Below are 15,939 nucleotides of genomic sequence, written 5' to 3'. Positions count from 1 at the left end.
GCTTACTTATTCGCTAGTCCCGCAATGCACGGTGAAACAAAAAGCTCACCTTTATAGGCGCCCTGCACGGTGCGCTTGGCGACGATCAGCCACATCAGCGTCAACGCCACCACCAGCACGCTACCGAACACACTGAAAAACGCCAGGTGCAACAGGCTCGCCAGTTTGAGCGTAGCCAGGGCATACACCCCGAGTGGGAAGGTAAACCCCCACCAGCCGAGGTTGAACGGGATACCGGCGCGCAGGTAACGCAGGGTGATCAATACCGCGATCAGCATCCACCACAGGCCAAAGCCCCACAGCGTAATGCCCGCCACCAGCCCGAGGCCGTTGGCTATTTCACCGACACCCGGCAGGCCGTTGGCCGCGAAGATCGCCGGCGCATCGCCCCCCAGCAGCAACATGCCCAGCGCCCCCGTGCCGATGGGACCCAGCGCCAACCAGCTCGACGCGGCCATATTGGCGTGAGGCAGTTTATGCAAGGCCATGCGCAGCATCAGGATGGTCAGGATGCTGAACGCCACCGGCAGGGAAAACGCCCACAGCACGTAGCTGGTCACCAGCATCACCAACTGCGAATGCGCGTCCGCCAAGTGCGGTGCCAGCAGCCCACCGCTGGCGGCGGCAACTTCGGCGGCGACCACGGGCAGCAGCCAGACAGCGGTCATCTGGTCGATGCTGTGTTCCTGGCGGGTGAACATCATGAACGGGATGAGCACGCCGCAGGCCACGGCCATGGCCACGTCCAGCCACCACAGCGCCTCGGCCAGCGGTATCACGTCGGCGCCCCAGCGCGGCAGGCCGAATAACAGCAAGCCGTTGAGGATCGTCGCGAGCCCCATGGGGATAGTGCCGAAGAACATCGACACCGTGGAGTGCCCGAAAATCCGCCGCGCCTCGTGGAAAAACATCACCCAACGGGCTGCGTACAACCCGCTGAACAGCACAAACAGGCCGAGGGTGAAAAACCACAGCGCTTCGGCGATGGCGTGCACGCCTGGCAGAGGGACCGGCAGTTGCGCCAGGGCCAGCGCCAGCACGCCGGTGCCCATGGTGGCGGCAAACCAGTTCGGTGTGAACTGGCGGATCACTTCCCGTGGACGGGTGAGGTGACTGAAAGGCTTATAGCTGAGGGTATTCGAGCAGGTCATGATGGCAATCCTCTTCCTCGCATGAGGTTGAGACCATGGTAGAACCGTATCGAATATCTATATAACGGGTAATATCTCTATCTGTTATCTACTTTGCCAATATAGCGTCAAACACTGCCTTCGCATTCGATCACCAGAATGCGCGCCTGCCCTTGGGGATGGGCCACATGCTCGGTGCCGACACTGGCATAGAAGATGTCTCCGACTTCTAACTCCGCCACCCGTTCGAAGCCATTATCGCGGTAATGCATGTGCACCCGGCCATCCAGCACCACAAACACTTCTTCGCCGTCATTGATATGCCAGCGATAGGGCTGGTCGGTCCAGTGCAGGCGCGTGGTGATGCCATTCATAGTGGCGATGTCCAGCGCTTCCCAGGCACGGCTGCCGGTGAAGTCCTTGCTGCGGATGATCTTCATGCTTGAATCTCGATCAGGCCAATACGGAGCACCGATTATTACCCATCAGCCGCCTGTCGTCGCCCTGACCCGCGCCGAATCCTGCAGCAGCAATGCGATCAACGCACCGAGGGACAACAGGATCAGGACTGCGCCGTAGCCGTCGGTGGTCTCGATCAGGCCAAAGCTGCGAATCAGGTTCCCCGCCAACAATGAGGGCAGGCAGAACGCCAGGTAGCTCAGCACATAGAACGCCGACATCAAGCCTGCCCGCTCATGGGGTAACGCCAGCGGCACCACACTGCGCAAGGCGCCGAGGAAACCCGCGCCAAAGCCACTGCCGGCGATCAGGGTGGCGATGAAGAACAATGGCAGGCTGGCGCTGTGCACCGCCGTGAGGATCAGCGTTACCCCGATGGCCAGCAACCCGGCGCCGAGCCGTAATACCTTATCGGCCGGGCGATTGCGCAGGGTAAAAATCATCAGTGCGCCGCTCAGGGTCAACACCGCCACCAGGCCGCCACCGATCAGGTTGGAGGTCGACCCGGTGGCCGCCCGCACCAGCGACGGCGCGAGGGACAGGTAGAACCCGCCCATCGCCCACACCGCCACATCCACCGGCAACGACAACCACAACGCCCGGCGCGCCTGGGGCGGTACATGCAAGGTCGGACGCAGCGACGCCAGAGCACCGGGGATACGGTCCACGGTTTCCGGCAGGCGCCATACATAGAGGGCCTGCAACAGCATCAAGGCCAGCAACGTCCAATAGATCAACTGGGTCGGCAATGGCGCGAACTCCACCAACAAACTGCTGCCCATCGCCCCGCACGCCATACCCAGAAGCGGTGCCACGCTGTTGACCAGCGGGCCTTGCTGGCGATCGGTGTCGAGCAGTGCCGCGCCCAACACGGCGGTGGCCATGCCGGTGGCAAACCCTTGCAAGGTCCGCGCGGCAATCAGCCAGGCCACGCTGTCTTCGTGGATAAACAGCAGCATCGCCAGCATATCCAGGACCAGTGCGGCAAAAATCACCGGCTTGCGCCCCAGGTGATCCGACAATGAACCGACGGTCAACAGCGCCGCCAGCAGGCTCAAGGCGTAGACACCGAAAATCAGCGTGAGCATGCCCGCCGAAAAATGCAGGCCTTCCTGATACAGGTGGTACAACGGCGTCGGCGCGCTGGAAGCGGCCAGGAAGGTCAGCAAGGTGATCGCGAGGAACACCAGGCTGGAACGATGGGAAACAGGACTGGACATGCGCACGCTCCGCTAAAGCTAATATTTTGCTTTTGCGGAGTGTGCTACCCGTCAGCGCTTAAAGCAAATTCTTTGTGTTAAGGTCACAAACATGGCGATAAAAGAAGGCCTTCGCCCGGGGGGCCGCAGTGCCCGGGTACAAGAATCCGTCCATTCGGCGGTGCGTGAACTGCTGGAAACCCATGAGCGTTCCAGCGTCACCGTGCCGATGATTGCCGCACGCGCAGGCGTCACGCCGTCGACCATCTACCGACGCTGGGGCGACCTCTCGGTGCTGCTCGCGGACGTGGCCCTGGCACGCATGCGACCCGACAGCGAGCCGGCCAACACCGGCAGCCTGCGCGGCGATTTGCAGGCCTGGGCCGAGCAATACCTGGATGAAATGAGTTCGGAGCCGGGGCGCAACATGATGCGCGACCTGCAGTGCATGATCACGCCGGGGTACTGCGTGAGCATCTTGAGTGGGCAGTTGCAGGCGATTGTCGATCGCTATCCGGACCCGGCGCCACCGAGCGTGGACCATTTGATCAACCTGATCGCAGCGCCCACAGTGTTTCGCATTCTGTTCTCGACCGAGCCGCTGACAGTGGAAGCGCTGCATGGGCTGATCGAACTGGCACTCAATTCCTGACGTTACGCCAATACAAATGTGGGAGGGGGCTTGCCCCCGATAGCGATCTGTCAGTCACTCATGCACTGACTGATCCACTGCTATCGGGAGCGAGCCCCCTCCCACATTTTTGACCGCGTACATCCGTTGAGTCAGGTACGCATCCCGCGCCCGCTCACCAGCAGCTTCGCACAGCCGATGTACAGCACCACGGTCGCCACCAACATGAACGTGATCGCCACGCTGATCTTGATGTCCGACACGCCCAGGATGCCGTAGCGGAAGGCGTTGACCATGTGCAACACCGGGTTGGCCAGCGACACGGTCTGCCAGAACGGTGGCAGCAGGGTGATGGAGTAGAACACCCCGCCCAGGTAGGTCAGCGGCGTCAGCACGAACGTCGGGATGATCGAAATATCATCGAAGTTGCGTGCAAACACGGCGTTGATGAAGCCCAGCAACGAGAAGATCGTCGCCGTCAGCACCACCACCAGAATGGTGACCCCGAGGTGATGCACCTGCAGGTGCGTGAAGAACAGCGACAGCAGGGTCACGATCACGCCGACCATCAAACCACGCAGCACGCCACCCAAGGTGTAGCCGATCAGGATGGTGTGAGGCGAGACCGGCGACACCATCAGTTCTTCGATGGAGCGCTGGAACTTGCTGCCGAAGAAGCTGGAGACCACGTTGCCGTAGGAGTTGGTGATCACCGACATCATGATCAGGCCCGGCACGATGTACTCCATGTAGGTGAAGCCACCCATGTCGCCGATCTGCCGGCCGATCAGGTTACCGAAGATCACGAAGTACAAGACCATGGTGATCGCGGGCGGCAGCAGGGTCTGCGGCCAGATCCGGGTAAAGCGTTTCACTTCGCGATAAACGATGGTTTGCAGCGCGACGAGGTTGGGTTGCAGTTCGGAACTCATACCGCCACCTTCGCCAGATTTTTCTCCACCAGGGACACGAACAACTCCTCAAGGCGATTGGTTTTATTACGCAGGCTCAGCACTTCGATGTTCTGGGTCGCCAACTGCGTGAACAACGCGGTGATGCCCATGGCTTTGTCCACCTGCACTTCCAGGGTGTGGCTGTCGACAAGACGGCTCGGGTAGCCGAGCAATTGCGGCGGCGCCGACAGGTTGTTCTTCAGGTCGAGCAAAAAGGTTTCCACATGCAACTGGCCCAGCAGGTTACGCATGCTGGTGTTCTCGACGATGGTGCCGTGGTCGATGATGCCGATGTTACGGCACAGCTGCTCAGCCTCTTCCAGGTAATGGGTGGTGAGGATGATGGTGATGCCCTTCTCGTTCAACTCGGTGAGAAAGGTCCACATCGAACGGCGCAGCTCGATGTCCACGCCGGCGGTGGGCTCATCGAGGATCAACAGGCGCGGCTCGTGCACCAGTGCACGGGCGATCATCAGGCGGCGTTTCATGCCGCCGGACAACGAACGCGAAGGCACATCGCGCTTGTCCCACAGGCCCAACTGGGTCAGGTACTGCTCGGCGCGTTCCTTGGCGACTTTCGCCGGGATGCCGTAGTAGCCCGCCTGGGTCACAACAATATCGAAGGTCTTTTCAAACTGGTTGAAGTTGAATTCCTGGGGCACCACGCCGATCGAACGCTTGAGCGCCGCCGGGGATTTGTCCAGGTCATGGCCGAAGATATTCACCGTGCCACTGGTCTTGTTGACCAGTGTGGAGAGGATACCGATGGTGGTGGACTTGCCGGCGCCGTTAGGGCCGAGCAAGGCGAAGAAGTCACCTTCGGCAACGTCCAGATCGATACCACTCAGGGCCTGGAAACCGTTGCCGTAGGTTTTGGTTAGCTGCCGGATGGACAGAGCGGAACTCATATCGGATTACGCACCAAAAGAAGGGAATAGAAAGAGTAGATGAGGGCGCAGCCCAGGTAGTTCAACGGCGGCGCATGACGGGCATGGTGCTTGCCCGCGCCGCACAAGTACAGTCACCCGTATTAATAGTGGGTATTAAGTCAACGCAGTCATCACCGCTTTGCGGTAGGCCGGCCGTTGTTGCAGGCGCTGGTACCAGGCCTCTAGATGGGGCATTGCAGGCCGTTCGATAGGCATTTCAAACCAGGCGTAGATGAAGCTGCCCAAGGGGATATCGCCCATGCCGATCTCTTCACCCGACAGATACGGCTGTGTGGCGAGTGCCTGGTCAACCGTCTTGAGCACATCGATACAGGCCTGGCGACCGGCGTGGATGCTGTCCCAGTTCTGTTTTTCCGCGGGGGTGCGCAGCACGCCCCAGAATACGGTCTTGAACGGTTCAGCGAAGGTCGAGGTGGTCCAGTCCATCCACTTTTCCGCGCTGGCGCGGGCCTTCAGGTCACCGGGATACCAGCTGGAAGCCTGCTTGGCGCAGAGGTAGCGCACGATGGTGTTGGACTCCCACAGCACAAAGTCGCCGTCCTCGATCATCGGCACTCGACCGTTGGGGTTCAACGCCCGGTAATGCGGCGTGTCGACCACACCAAAAGCCCCGCCCGCATCAATTGCTTCATAGTCCAGGCCGAGTTCCTCGGCGCACCACAGTGCTTTCCTGACGTTTGATGAATTTTTACGACCCCAGATTTTCAGCATGACCGCGCCTTTATTGTTGATGAACATGGCTGGATGAACGCAGCAGCATACGCCGGTTCACGCGCGGCTTAAATCGCTCTGCAGATCCCCCAGCAGGGTCGGCATGTCCTCGGCAAACAGGTGGGGGTAACACTGCCGGATATGGGCGAAGAAAAACGCCTCGGGCACGTCAGGAAATTGCCCGTGGTCGATGACGTATTCCATCGAACGCTGGCCCTGGCGGTTGAACGCGTGGAAGACACTGTCGTTGATCCCGTCGAACGCCAGCGGCGGTACATCGAACACATCGCACAGTTGCTGGTTGAACGCGGGCGTGGCCTTGACCCAACGATCATGCAGGTACAGTTCGGTGTAGCCGTGCATGGCGAACACATCACTCTTGAGCAAGGCGAGCAGGCGCGGCGTCGATAAATGATTGCGCACGTCCGCCAGGCCGATGCGCGCCGGGATGCCGCAGTGGCGGGCGCATGCGGCAAGCAAGGTGGCCTTGGGCACACAATAGCTTTCGCCGGCGGCCAGGGCGAAGCTGGCGTTCAAGGTGTCGGGATCACGGCTGAAGGTGTAGGGGTTGTAGCGAATCGCCTCACGCACGGCATAGTAAAGGCTGACTGCCTGGTCACTTGCAGCCGCGCGGGTTCCGCGATGTTTTTCGGCGAACTCCACCACCGCAGGGTGGTCACTATCGATGAAGCGGCTGGGACTCAGGTACGTATCCATGAGCGTGATCTCCGGGGGAAGCCTGGAGTTTAACGACAGGTCTGCCACAGAGATAACGACGATTCGGCCAAATGTCGGCGCCTGCTGCCAGGTGCTCCCAGTACAACTTGTAACACCCTGATCACCCCGCTTGCTCGGATGCCGACTAAGCTCCCTGGTGGTTTCGCCCCTGGTTTCACGGAGGATTGAATATGCTGTTGTTGTGGATACTGGTTCTGGTGGTCGGCATTGCCTACCTCGCGCACCGCCGCGTCGCCCCCCTGCCCGCCCTGGGTGTGGTGGCTGTCTATCTGCTGGCGATGGGTGCCTGGAGCCACGCACCGGGTTGGCTGCTGCTGATCTTCTGGGTGTTGATTGCCGTTGTCGCCGCGCCGCTGCTGCTCCCCGACCTGCGCCGCCAATACTTCACCAAGCCGCTGTTCAGTTGGTTCCAGAAAGTCCTGCCGCCGATGTCCGAGACCGAGCGCGACGCCATCGACGCCGGCACCGTGTGGTGGGACGGCGAGCTGTTCAGTGGTCGCCCCGATTGGGACAAGTTGCTGGCCTACCCCAAGGTCCAACTGACCGAAGAAGAACAGGCGTTTATCGACGGCCCGACCGAAGAACTCTGTGCCATGGTCAGCGACTGGGAAATCGGCCAGGCCATGGACCTGCCGCCCGCTGCCTGGGAACACATCAAGACTCACGGTTTCTTCGCCCTGATCATTCCCAAGGAATATGGCGGCAAGGGCTTCTCCGCCTATGCCCACTCCCAGGTCGCGATGAAGCTCGCCACCCGCAGCGGCGACCTGGCCTCGACCGTGATGGTGCCCAACTCCCTCGGCCCGGCCGAGCTGCTGCTGCACTACGGCACCGACGAGCAGCGCAACCATTACCTGCCACGCCTGGCCCGTGGCGATGACATCCCCTGCTTTGCCCTCACCGGCCCGCTGGCCGGCTCCGATGCTGGCGCCATGCCCGACACCGGCGTGATCTGCAAAGGTGAATGGGAAGGCAAGGAAACCCTCGGCCTGCGCCTGAACTGGGAAAAACGCTACATCACCCTCGGCCCAGTCGCGACGCTGCTGGGCCTGGCCTTCAAGGCCCATGACCCGGACCACCTGCTGGGCGAAGAGGAAGACCTGGGCATCAGCCTGGCGCTCATCCCGACCGACACCCCGGGTGTAGAAATCGGCCGTCGCCACCTGCCCCTGGGCGCCGCGTTCATGAACGGTCCCAATTCCGGCAAGGATGTGTTCATTCCCCTGGAATTCCTGATCGGCGGCCAGGAAATGCTCGGCAAGGGCTGGATGATGCTGATGAACTGCCTCTCCGTGGGCCGTTCGATTTCCCTGCCTGCGGTCGGCACCGGCGCGGCCAAATTCACCAGCCTGGTGACCGGCCAATACGCCCAAGTGCGCGAGCAATTCAATGTGCCTCTGTCGGCCTTCGAGGGTATCCAGGAAGCGCTTGCGCGTATTGGCGGCAACGCCTGGCTGATGGACAGTGCGCGCATGCTCACTGCCAATGCCGTGGACCTGGGGGAAAAACCCTCGGTGCTGTCTGCGATCCTCAAGTACCACCTGACCGAGCGCGGTCGCGAGTGCATCAGCCACGCCATGGACGTGCACGGCGGCAAGGGCATCATCATGGGCCCGAACAACTACCTGGGTCGCAGCTGGCAAGGCGCGCCGATCTTCATCACCGTTGAAGGCGCGAATATCCTCTCGCGCAACCTGATGATCTTCGGCCAGGGCGCGATCCGTTGCCATCCATTCGTGCTGAAGGAAATGGCCCTGGCCGGTCGCGAAGACCATGATCAGGCGCTGAAGGAATTCGATGGCTTGTTGATGCAACACATCGGCTTTGCCGTAAGCAACGCCGCCAGCACCTTGGTGCTGAACCTCGGCGTGGGTCATTTCGAGAAGGCGCCGGGCAACCGTTTGAGCCAGGGTTATTTCCGCGCACTCAATCGTCAGGCTGCCGCGTTCGCGCTGCTGGCCGACTTGAGCATGATGCTGCTGGGTGGCGAGTTGAAGCGCCGCGAACGCCTGTCGGCACGCTTGGGTGATGTGCTGAGCCATATGTACCTGGCCTCGGCGGCACTCAAGCGTTATCACGACCTGGATTCACCGGACCACCTGGAACCGCTGTTCGCCTGGGCCATGGAAGAAAGCCTCGGCGAATCGGAACGTGCCCTGGATGAACTGCTCAGCAACTTCCCGAACAAGGTACTGGGCTGCCTGCTGCGGGTCATCGTGTTCCCGTTCGGGCGTCGCCATACCGGGCCGTCCGATGCGCTGGATGCCGAAGTGGCGGCGGTGATCGGCCGCGCCAAAGGTGATCCGACCCTGGAAGAGTTGCTGGCCGGCTGCTACCGCCCGCAGTCCGTGGAAGACCCGGTGGGCGCCCTGCAACATGCCTACGACCTGCTCGGCGCCAGCCATCCGCTGCAGAAGAAACTGCACAGCGCGCTCAAAAGCGGCCAGGTCAAACCGACGGCCGGGGAACACGCCATCGATGCGGCCCTGCACGCCGGCGTGCTGCAACCCGCCGAAGCGCAAACCCTGCGTGACGCTGAAGCAGCGCGGCGCAAGGTGATCGACGTGGATGATTTCAGCAAGGAAGAGCTGACCCAGGCTGAGGGTAAAGTCCGCTGATACAGGCAGTCATATAAATACGGGCGCGAGAGGCATATACTCTCGCGCCCGTTTTTGCTTTAGAGGACTTATCTCGTGTCCAACGTCGTTGCCGATCATCTCGTCTTGCTCGACCATTTGCGCAGCATCCTGGTTGCCGTCGGCGAAGCCGAACAGGTGCCCGAGGAAAGCCATTCGCTGTTCCTGGAGCGCTTCGACGAATTGCGCGCCCTGCTGCCGATCGACCCGATCGAAAGCCAGTACCTGGGCCAGGACCTGATGAGCCAGGTCATCCTGCGCTACCCGCAAATTGCCCACCTGGTGCCGCGGGACCTGCTGTGGTTCTTTGGCGGTGACTGCCTGCACTTCATGCCCGATGAAGAGCTGGACCTGTACCAGGCCCTGGAAGAACGTCGCTTCGAAGCCGAACAGAACGACGAACCGTTCGACTGGAACCAGGAAAAACAGCTGCTGGCCATGCCGGACGACCAGAGCAAGCACTGATCAGCAGAACATCACGTCGCGGCTTACTGCAGTGAGCGGGCTTGCCCCGCGCTGGGCTGCGTAGCAGCCCCATTGCCAACACCTAGTCAGATCTCAGTTGCCTGTTCTAGGGCCGCTTCGAACCCAAGCGCGGGCCGTGCGACGATTCCACAAGCCCGCTCACCCCACGCAGTGTCGGTTCGCGCGCCATACACGCCACCAGATAATCGATAAACACCCGCAACTTCGGCGGCAAATACCGCGAGGGTGAATGCAGCAACCACGCCTCGCCATGGTAAGACGCAATAAAGTCCCACGCCGGCAACACCTGCACCAACCGCCCCTCCTCCAATGCATGCCGCGCCGTAAAGTACGGCAAGCTGCCAATCCCCACATGCTGCAACACCGCATCCAGCCGCACACCGGTGTGGTTCGCCGCATACCGCCCGCGCACTGAGACCGTCACAGCCTTGCCGGCCTGGCGAAATTTCCAGCGGGAATCCCCCGGCGTTTCTCCCAGATAGATGCAACTGTGTTCCAGCAAATCATGGGGGTGGCTCGGCGTACCGTGCTCCGCTAAATACTGCGGCGTCGCACACAACAGATGCTCGATGGGTAACAACTGCCGACCGACCAAACCCGGCGGCGGGCTGTCAGTGATGCGGATGCTGAGGTCGACATTGTCATCAATCATGTCCACCTGCCGATCCTCCAGAATCAGCTGCACGTCCACCTTGGGATAACGCCGCAGGAACTCCGGCATATGCGGGTGCACCACGAATCGCCCCACCGCCTTGGGCACGCTGACCCGCACCAGCCCTTCGGCTTCATGATTGAACTGGCCGCTGACCTCCATCACCGAACGCGCGGCGTTGACCATCTCCTGGCAACGCTTGAACACCTCTTCCCCGCCCTCGCTCAGGCGCAACTTGCGCGTGGTGCGCTGCAGCAACCGCGTCGCCAGGGCCTTCTCCAGTCGCGAGATACTGCGACTCACCGATGAAGGCGACGCGCCCATCTGCCGAGCGGCCTCGGAGAAGCTGCCGGCTTCCACCACGTTGACGAAAATCGCCATTTCGCCCAACAGCGACAACGGTAGATTGATGCTCATGGTGCACAGGTCCATTGATAGTTGAGTGGATTATCACCGATGTACGCACTATTTATACTGCCCGCAGAACCCTGATGCGGATGTAGATCATGACCGAGCGCCTGTTTTTCACCCACGACCACCTGACTGCCGAGCTGGAAGTGCTGAGTTGCACACCCCATGAGGGCCAGTTTGCGGTCATCCTGCAGTCGACGATTTTTCACCCACAGGGCGGTGGGCAACCTTTCGATACTGGTTGGCTCGGTGAGAGTTCAGTGCTGCGCGTGACCCAGGAAGCCGATCGCGTGGTGCACTACGTCGACCGCCCGCTGGAGCTTGGCCCAGTCACAGCTAGGGTCGATGAACAGCGCCGTGCGTTGCACAGCCGATTGCATTCCGCCGGGCATTTGATCGGTAACGTGGGTGAAACCTTGGGCTGGATGCCGATCAAAGCCCATCACTGGCCCGGCGAAGGCAAGATCACCTTCATCCGTGGCGAAGCCGCGCAGGCGATGGAGGCCGAGACGATCCAGCAGCAGGTCAACCAATGGATCGCCGCAGACTACCCGCGCCACATGAACTTGGAAGACGGCACCCGCCAAGTAGGCTTCGGCGAACTCCCCGCGTACGCCTGCGGCGGAACTCATGTGCACACGTTGGGCGAGTTGGGACGCGTCAGCATCCTCGCGATGTCGGAGAAAAAGGGCGCGCTGTCGGTGCGCTACGAGATCGACTGAGACGACACCTTATCTGTGTGTGATGAGCGAGCCCTCCCAGGGAAAGGCTGATGCGCTGCCAGGCGTGTGTCTCCCTTGTCGTCGGTAACTTCCGAGCCACGACCCGATGGAACATTCAAGCAGACCTTGTATCGGGTGCCACAGTAAGCGGTAAACACGCCGTTCGTAATGAACGGCGCTTTCGCATGAAAAGCAGGACATTTCCTTCATTCAGATCTCCCCCCCCTTTCCTTCAGAGTGGTAGTGTGTGGAAATATTTCTGACAGTTCGATCAGAAACACCCTACTCACCACCTGCAAAGGAATGCCTCCAGCAATGCACTTTCCACTCAAGCAACTGGCCGCGGCCACCCTGTTCGCGGCGAGCCTCTCAGCCATCACCAGCCCCGCTTTCGCCAACATCACCGCAGAGCAAAGCACGGCAATCATCAAGCGTTTCAACGAAACGTCCGTCACCGACTTTCGGGGTTTCCTCGGTACCCTGGCCAAGGGCGATCTGGGCAAAACCAGCGATGTGGGCCCGGCGATCAGTGCCTTCCTTGATAACAAATCCTTGAGCGCCGACCAGCAGAACGAAATCAATCGCCTGCTGGGCATTTACACCCGAGTGAAATACGGCAAGGCCGCCACTGAGACGCTGCGCGAGCTGGTAGAAATCCCGACCTTTAACGTGGACGGTCTACCACAGTACAAAAACCCGGAATTCATCAAGATCGCCGGCAAGATCCAGGACTTGGCCAAGGCCTTTAACCTGAACTTCCGCAATATCGATAACCGCGTGTACGAAATCTCCTTGGAAGGCAGCGGCGACGAAGTCGTCGGCATCCACGCCCACGCCGATGTGGTGCCGGTGACACCGGAGAATTGGGTGCTGAAGGACGGCACCCAACTGGACCCGTTCAAAGTCACGCTGATCGGCGACCGCATGTACGGCCGGGGCACCGAGGATGACAAGAACGGCATTGTGGTGGCCATGTATGCCATGAAGGTGATCAAGGAAGAGAAGCTGCCGCTGGCGCGCAACTTCAAGCTGCTGGTGGACACCACAGAGGAAACCTCCGGCGACGCCATTCCCTATTACTTCGAAAAGAACCCGACACCGCAGTACAACCTGGCACTGGACGGCGGCTACCCGGTGGTGATTGCCGAGAAAGGCTACGGCACCGTGATGGCGACGTTCCCGCGGCGCAAGGGTGAAGGCAAAGGCGCGGAAATCATCTCGATGACCGGTGGCATGGCGACCAACCAGATTCCGTCGGCATCCGTTGCCACGTTCGTAAGCGACAAGCCTGCGGAATTGGCCGCCAGCCTGCAAAAGGCCGGGACTGAATATGCCAAAGGCAACGGCGGTGATTTTGAAGTCGCCGCCAAGGTCGACGGCAAGCACGTCAAACTGACGGTCACCGGCGTGTCCGCTCACTCGTCCGAGCCGGAATCCGGAGTCAACCCGGTATCGCGCATGCTGGAGCTGATCCACAGCCTCGACGGCAAGATCGCCCTCAAGCACAACCACATCACCGATGCGGCACGGTATGCGTCCGACAACTGGGGGCTGGATTACCTGGGCGGCAAATTGGGCGTGGGCTTTTCCGATGCGTTCATGGGCCCGCTGACCACCTCGCTGACGTTTGTCGGCCTGGATGACAAAGCGTTCAAGCTGGCGGTGAACCTGCGCGTGCCGAAGGGAAAATCCCCGGAAAAGCTCAAGGCCGAGATTGCCGACAGACTGAGCGCCTGGGACAAGAAAACCAAGGTCAACGTGGACTTCACCTACTCGATCGCCGAGCCGATGTACCGCAACCCGGAAGGTGAATGGGTCAAAGCCCTATTGGCGGTGGCCAGCGAAAATCTGGGCATGGAACACAAGTTCGGCACTTCGGCCGGTGCGACCTCCGTGCATGAATTGCCCAACGGCGTGCAATTCGGCCTGGCGCGCCCGGAAGTGAAATACACCGGGCACACCGACAACGAGTTCAAGACCGTCGACCAGTTCTTGCTGGACCTGCAGATCGTTACCGAAATGATGGGCCGCATCGGGCAATTGCCGAAGCTCTGAGCCCCCTCGGATCCGCCGTCCTGGCGGGTCCATCGCGTTGGCTGCCTGGCTGCGCACACACAAAAACGCCGCCCGTGACCGAGCGGCGTTTTTGCATGGGTAAGACGCTCGTAGGAAATATCTCATTTTGTTTTGAGCAGCTCTCCTTCTACCTCACGGTGTTAGCTTCGGCAGGCAATCTCAACTGCCTACGAAGATAGGAGTGCCACAACAATGAAGTCATCACTTAAGCACCTGCTCATCGCTGCCCTGGTAGTCCCCCTTGCAGCATTCACCCTGCCCGTACAGGCCAATATTTCCCCGCAACAAAGCCGCGCCATCCTCACGCACTTCAGTGAGACATCGCCCACTGACTTCCGTGAGTTCCTGAGACAGCTGGGCGTGAGTGAACCCCCCATGAGCAGCGACCTCGGCGCGGCAATCAGCGGTTTCCTTGACGGCACGGCACTTTCCACCGCGCAGCAAAACCAGATTCATCGCCTGCTTGGCCTCTATGCCCGATTGAAGTACGGCGACGCCGCCATGGGCACCCTGCGCGAACTGGTGGCCATTCCGACCTTTCGTGTGGAGGGTGTTGCCCAGCACGATAACCCCGAATTCATCAAGATGGGCAACACACTCAAGACGTTGGCAGAATCATTCAACCTCTCCTTTCGCAACATCGACAACCGTGTTTTCGAGGTCTCGCTCAACGGCGCCGGCGATGAAATCGTGGGCATTCACGCGCATGCCGACGTCGTGCCTGCCAATCCGCAGGACTGGGTATTGGAAGACGGCACCCGGCTTGACCCCTTCAAGGTCTCCCAGGTCGGCAACCGCTTGTATGGCCGAGGCACGGAAGATGACAAGAACGGCATCGTGGTGGCGCTCTACGCCATGAAGGTCATCCAGGAGGAGCGGCTACCGCTGGCGAGAAACTTCAAGCTGCTGGTCGATACCACTGAGGAAATCGCCGGCGATGCAATCGCCTACTACTTTGAACGCAACCCGACGCCCCACTACAACGTGGCTCTGGATGGCGGTTATCCGGTGGTCATTGCCGAGAAAGGCTATGGCACTGTCACCGCGAACTTTGCCCGACGTACTGCACAGGGCGACGGCGCCGAAATCATCTCCATGACCGGAGGCCTCGCCGCCAACCAGATCCCGCTGACCTCGGTTGCCATACTGGTGGGGGAAAATCCGATTGAATTGGCAGCCCGCCTGCAAAAGGCGGGTAACGACTATGCGAGGCGCAATGGCGATAATTTCAACGTAATCGCCCAAGTCATCGGCAAGGAAGTCCAACTGACCGTTACCGGCGTGTCTGCGCATTCATCAGAACCCGAATCCGGTGTGAACCCCGTCGCCAGGATGTTGGGCTTCATCCACAGCCTGGACGGGAACATCGCACTCAAGCAAAACCCTATTTCCGATGCCGCGCGCTACGCTGCCGACAACTGGGGGCTGGATTACCTGGGAGGCAAACTGGGTATTGGCTTTTCGGATGCATTCATGGGGCCTCTGACTACATCACTGACCTTTATCGGCATGGATGAAAAGACCTTCACGCTGACGGTCAACCTACGCATACCAAAGGGAAAACGCTTGGACGTGCTGAAAGCCGAGATTGCCGACAAGTTGGGCGCCTGGAGCACGAAGAACGCCATTGCAATGGACGTGGACTACTTGATGACCGAACCGATGCTCCGCGACCCTGAGGGTGAGTGGGTCAAGGCGTTGCTGGACGTCGCCAGCGAAAACCTCGACATGCCGCGAAAATTCGGCGCCTCTGCCGGCTCAACCTCCGTGCATGACCTGCCCAATGGCGTGCAGTTCGGCCTGGCCAGGCTCGACGTTAAGTACACCGGCCACACCAATAAAGAGTTCAAGACCGTCGACCAGTTCTTGCTGGACCTGCAGATCGTTACTGAAATGATGGGGCGTATCGGGCAGTTGCCGAAGCTCTGATAGCCGAATGAGCCCGTCGCGATGGCGTTTTTTTTCGTCCGGCATAAATCCCACGCAAACAAAAACGCCGATCATCACTGATCGGCGTTTTCGTTGAATATGGAGCGGGAAACGAGACTCGAACTCGCGACCCCGACCTTGGCAAGGTCGTGCTCTACCAACTGAGCTATTCCCGCAAATGGCGTCCCCTAGGGGACTCGAACCCCTGTTACCGCCGTGAAAGGGCGGTGTCCTAGGCCACTAGACGAAGGGGACA

General features: G+C 60.3%; 14 protein-coding genes and 2 tRNA genes. 6 read left to right on the top strand and 10 right to left on the bottom strand.

The window, feature by feature from the left end; translation table 11 throughout:
* Positions 1–2 precede the first annotated feature (2 nt).
* The 3 genes from AC3ZU9_RS10965 to AC3ZU9_RS10955 form a co-directional block, all read right to left on the bottom strand.
* Positions 3–1,151 carry a TDT family transporter gene (locus AC3ZU9_RS10965; protein WP_102061082.1) on the bottom strand — a complete coding sequence of 383 codons (1,149 nt, stop codon included), beginning with the start codon at positions 1,149–1,151 and terminating at the stop codon, positions 3–5.
* Between the two features lie 107 nt (positions 1,152–1,258).
* Positions 1,259–1,570 carry a cupin domain-containing protein gene (locus AC3ZU9_RS10960; protein ID WP_012723137.1) on the bottom strand — a complete coding sequence of 104 codons (312 nt, stop codon included), beginning with the start codon at positions 1,568–1,570 and terminating at the stop codon, positions 1,259–1,261.
* A gap of 45 nt (positions 1,571–1,615) precedes the next feature.
* A complete protein-coding gene (locus AC3ZU9_RS10955; protein WP_490090696.1) occupies positions 1,616–2,809 on the bottom strand; it encodes an MFS transporter in 1,194 nt (397 codons plus the stop codon).
* A gap of 91 nt (positions 2,810–2,900) precedes the next feature.
* Between AC3ZU9_RS10955 and AC3ZU9_RS10950 the strand changes: the two genes are divergently transcribed.
* Complete coding sequence (locus tag AC3ZU9_RS10950; protein ID WP_064052279.1) at positions 2,901–3,440, top strand: TetR/AcrR family transcriptional regulator; 540 nt, start codon at positions 2,901–2,903, stop codon at positions 3,438–3,440.
* 131 nt (positions 3,441–3,571) lie between these two features.
* Here the strand turns inward: AC3ZU9_RS10950 and AC3ZU9_RS10945 are convergent, their stop codons facing one another.
* The 4 genes from AC3ZU9_RS10945 to AC3ZU9_RS10930 form a co-directional block, all read right to left on the bottom strand.
* The gene (locus AC3ZU9_RS10945; protein ID WP_012723134.1) at positions 3,572–4,351 is read right to left on the bottom strand and encodes an ABC transporter permease; all 780 of its coding nucleotides are present in this window, start codon (positions 4,349–4,351) and stop codon (positions 3,572–3,574) included.
* Positions 4,348–5,280, bottom strand: a complete 933-nt coding sequence (locus AC3ZU9_RS10940) for an ABC transporter ATP-binding protein (protein ID WP_010211649.1) — start codon at positions 5,278–5,280, stop codon at positions 4,348–4,350. Before AC3ZU9_RS10940 ends, AC3ZU9_RS10945 begins: the two co-directional genes overlap by 4 nt.
* 135 nt (positions 5,281–5,415) lie before the next feature.
* Positions 5,416–6,033 carry a glutathione S-transferase family protein gene (locus tag AC3ZU9_RS10935; RefSeq protein ID WP_046036837.1) on the bottom strand — a complete coding sequence of 206 codons (618 nt, stop codon included), beginning with the start codon at positions 6,031–6,033 and terminating at the stop codon, positions 5,416–5,418.
* Positions 6,034–6,090: 57 nt separating this feature from the next.
* A complete protein-coding gene (locus AC3ZU9_RS10930) occupies positions 6,091–6,750 on the bottom strand; it encodes a transglutaminase-like domain-containing protein (protein WP_102061080.1) in 660 nt (219 codons plus the stop codon).
* Between the two features lie 191 nt (positions 6,751–6,941).
* Between AC3ZU9_RS10930 and AC3ZU9_RS10925 the strand changes: the two genes are divergently transcribed.
* Both AC3ZU9_RS10925 and AC3ZU9_RS10920 read left to right on the top strand, forming a co-directional pair.
* Positions 6,942–9,389: an acyl-CoA dehydrogenase gene (locus AC3ZU9_RS10925; protein WP_043205039.1), complete on the top strand. Its 2,448-nt coding sequence runs from the start codon at positions 6,942–6,944 to the stop codon at positions 9,387–9,389.
* A 75-nt stretch (positions 9,390–9,464) separates the two neighbouring features.
* On the top strand, positions 9,465–9,872 hold the full coding sequence (locus AC3ZU9_RS10920) for a PA2817 family protein (RefSeq protein ID WP_010211653.1): 408 nt from the start codon (positions 9,465–9,467) through the stop codon (positions 9,870–9,872).
* 106 nt (positions 9,873–9,978) lie between these two features.
* On the opposite strand, the gene AC3ZU9_RS10915 is transcribed toward AC3ZU9_RS10920, so the two are convergent.
* Positions 9,979–10,962: a LysR family transcriptional regulator gene (locus AC3ZU9_RS10915; RefSeq protein ID WP_490090695.1), complete on the bottom strand. Its 984-nt coding sequence runs from the start codon at positions 10,960–10,962 to the stop codon at positions 9,979–9,981.
* 89 nt (positions 10,963–11,051) lie between these two features.
* Here AC3ZU9_RS10915 and AC3ZU9_RS10910 point away from each other — a divergent pair, with 89 nt between their 5' ends.
* From AC3ZU9_RS10910 to AC3ZU9_RS10900, 3 genes are all read left to right on the top strand, one after another.
* A complete protein-coding gene (locus AC3ZU9_RS10910; protein ID WP_012723128.1) occupies positions 11,052–11,678 on the top strand; it encodes an alanyl-tRNA editing protein in 627 nt (208 codons plus the stop codon).
* Between the two features lie 315 nt (positions 11,679–11,993).
* Positions 11,994–13,733, top strand: coding sequence for a dipeptidase (locus tag AC3ZU9_RS10905; RefSeq protein WP_490090694.1), 1,740 nt, complete (start codon positions 11,994–11,996; stop codon positions 13,731–13,733).
* 213 nt (positions 13,734–13,946) lie between these two features.
* Positions 13,947–15,683: a dipeptidase gene (locus AC3ZU9_RS10900; RefSeq protein ID WP_490090693.1), complete on the top strand. Its 1,737-nt coding sequence runs from the start codon at positions 13,947–13,949 to the stop codon at positions 15,681–15,683.
* 100 nt (positions 15,684–15,783) lie between these two features.
* Here the strand turns inward: AC3ZU9_RS10900 and AC3ZU9_RS10895 are convergent.
* Both AC3ZU9_RS10895 and AC3ZU9_RS10890 read right to left on the bottom strand, forming a co-directional pair.
* Positions 15,784–15,859, bottom strand: a tRNA-Gly gene (locus AC3ZU9_RS10895).
* Between the two features lie 3 nt (positions 15,860–15,862).
* Positions 15,863–15,938, bottom strand: a tRNA-Glu gene (locus AC3ZU9_RS10890).
* Position 15,939 lies beyond the last annotated feature (1 nt).

Source organism: Pseudomonas sp. A39 (genome assembly GCF_058145955.1).
Note: the sequence above shows the minus strand (reverse complement) of the source record. Positions and strands in the feature narration are given on the sequence as shown.

Excerpts from the sequence above, each read along its gene's own strand:
- AC3ZU9_RS10965 (WP_102061082.1), bottom strand. The coding sequence starts at position 1,151 with ATGACCTGCTCGAATACCCTCAGCTATAAGCCTTTCAGTCACCTCACC.
- AC3ZU9_RS10960 (WP_012723137.1), bottom strand. The coding sequence starts at position 1,570 with ATGAAGATCATCCGCAGCAAGGACTTCACCGGCAGCCGTGCCTGGGAA.
- AC3ZU9_RS10955 (WP_490090696.1), bottom strand. The coding sequence starts at position 2,809 with ATGTCCAGTCCTGTTTCCCATCGTTCCAGCCTGGTGTTCCTCGCGATC.
- AC3ZU9_RS10950 (WP_064052279.1), top strand. The coding sequence starts at position 2,901 with ATGGCGATAAAAGAAGGCCTTCGCCCGGGGGGCCGCAGTGCCCGGGTA.
- AC3ZU9_RS10945 (WP_012723134.1), bottom strand. The coding sequence starts at position 4,351 with ATGAGTTCCGAACTGCAACCCAACCTCGTCGCGCTGCAAACCATCGTT.
- AC3ZU9_RS10940 (WP_010211649.1), bottom strand. The coding sequence starts at position 5,280 with ATGAGTTCCGCTCTGTCCATCCGGCAGCTAACCAAAACCTACGGCAAC.
- AC3ZU9_RS10935 (WP_046036837.1), bottom strand. The coding sequence starts at position 6,033 with ATGCTGAAAATCTGGGGTCGTAAAAATTCATCAAACGTCAGGAAAGCA.
- AC3ZU9_RS10930 (WP_102061080.1), bottom strand. The coding sequence starts at position 6,750 with ATGGATACGTACCTGAGTCCCAGCCGCTTCATCGATAGTGACCACCCT.
- AC3ZU9_RS10925 (WP_043205039.1), top strand. The coding sequence starts at position 6,942 with ATGCTGTTGTTGTGGATACTGGTTCTGGTGGTCGGCATTGCCTACCTC.
- AC3ZU9_RS10915 (WP_490090695.1), bottom strand. The coding sequence starts at position 10,962 with ATGAGCATCAATCTACCGTTGTCGCTGTTGGGCGAAATGGCGATTTTC.
- AC3ZU9_RS10910 (WP_012723128.1), top strand. The coding sequence starts at position 11,052 with ATGACCGAGCGCCTGTTTTTCACCCACGACCACCTGACTGCCGAGCTG.
- AC3ZU9_RS10905 (WP_490090694.1), top strand. The coding sequence starts at position 11,994 with ATGCACTTTCCACTCAAGCAACTGGCCGCGGCCACCCTGTTCGCGGCG.
- AC3ZU9_RS10900 (WP_490090693.1), top strand. The coding sequence starts at position 13,947 with ATGAAGTCATCACTTAAGCACCTGCTCATCGCTGCCCTGGTAGTCCCC.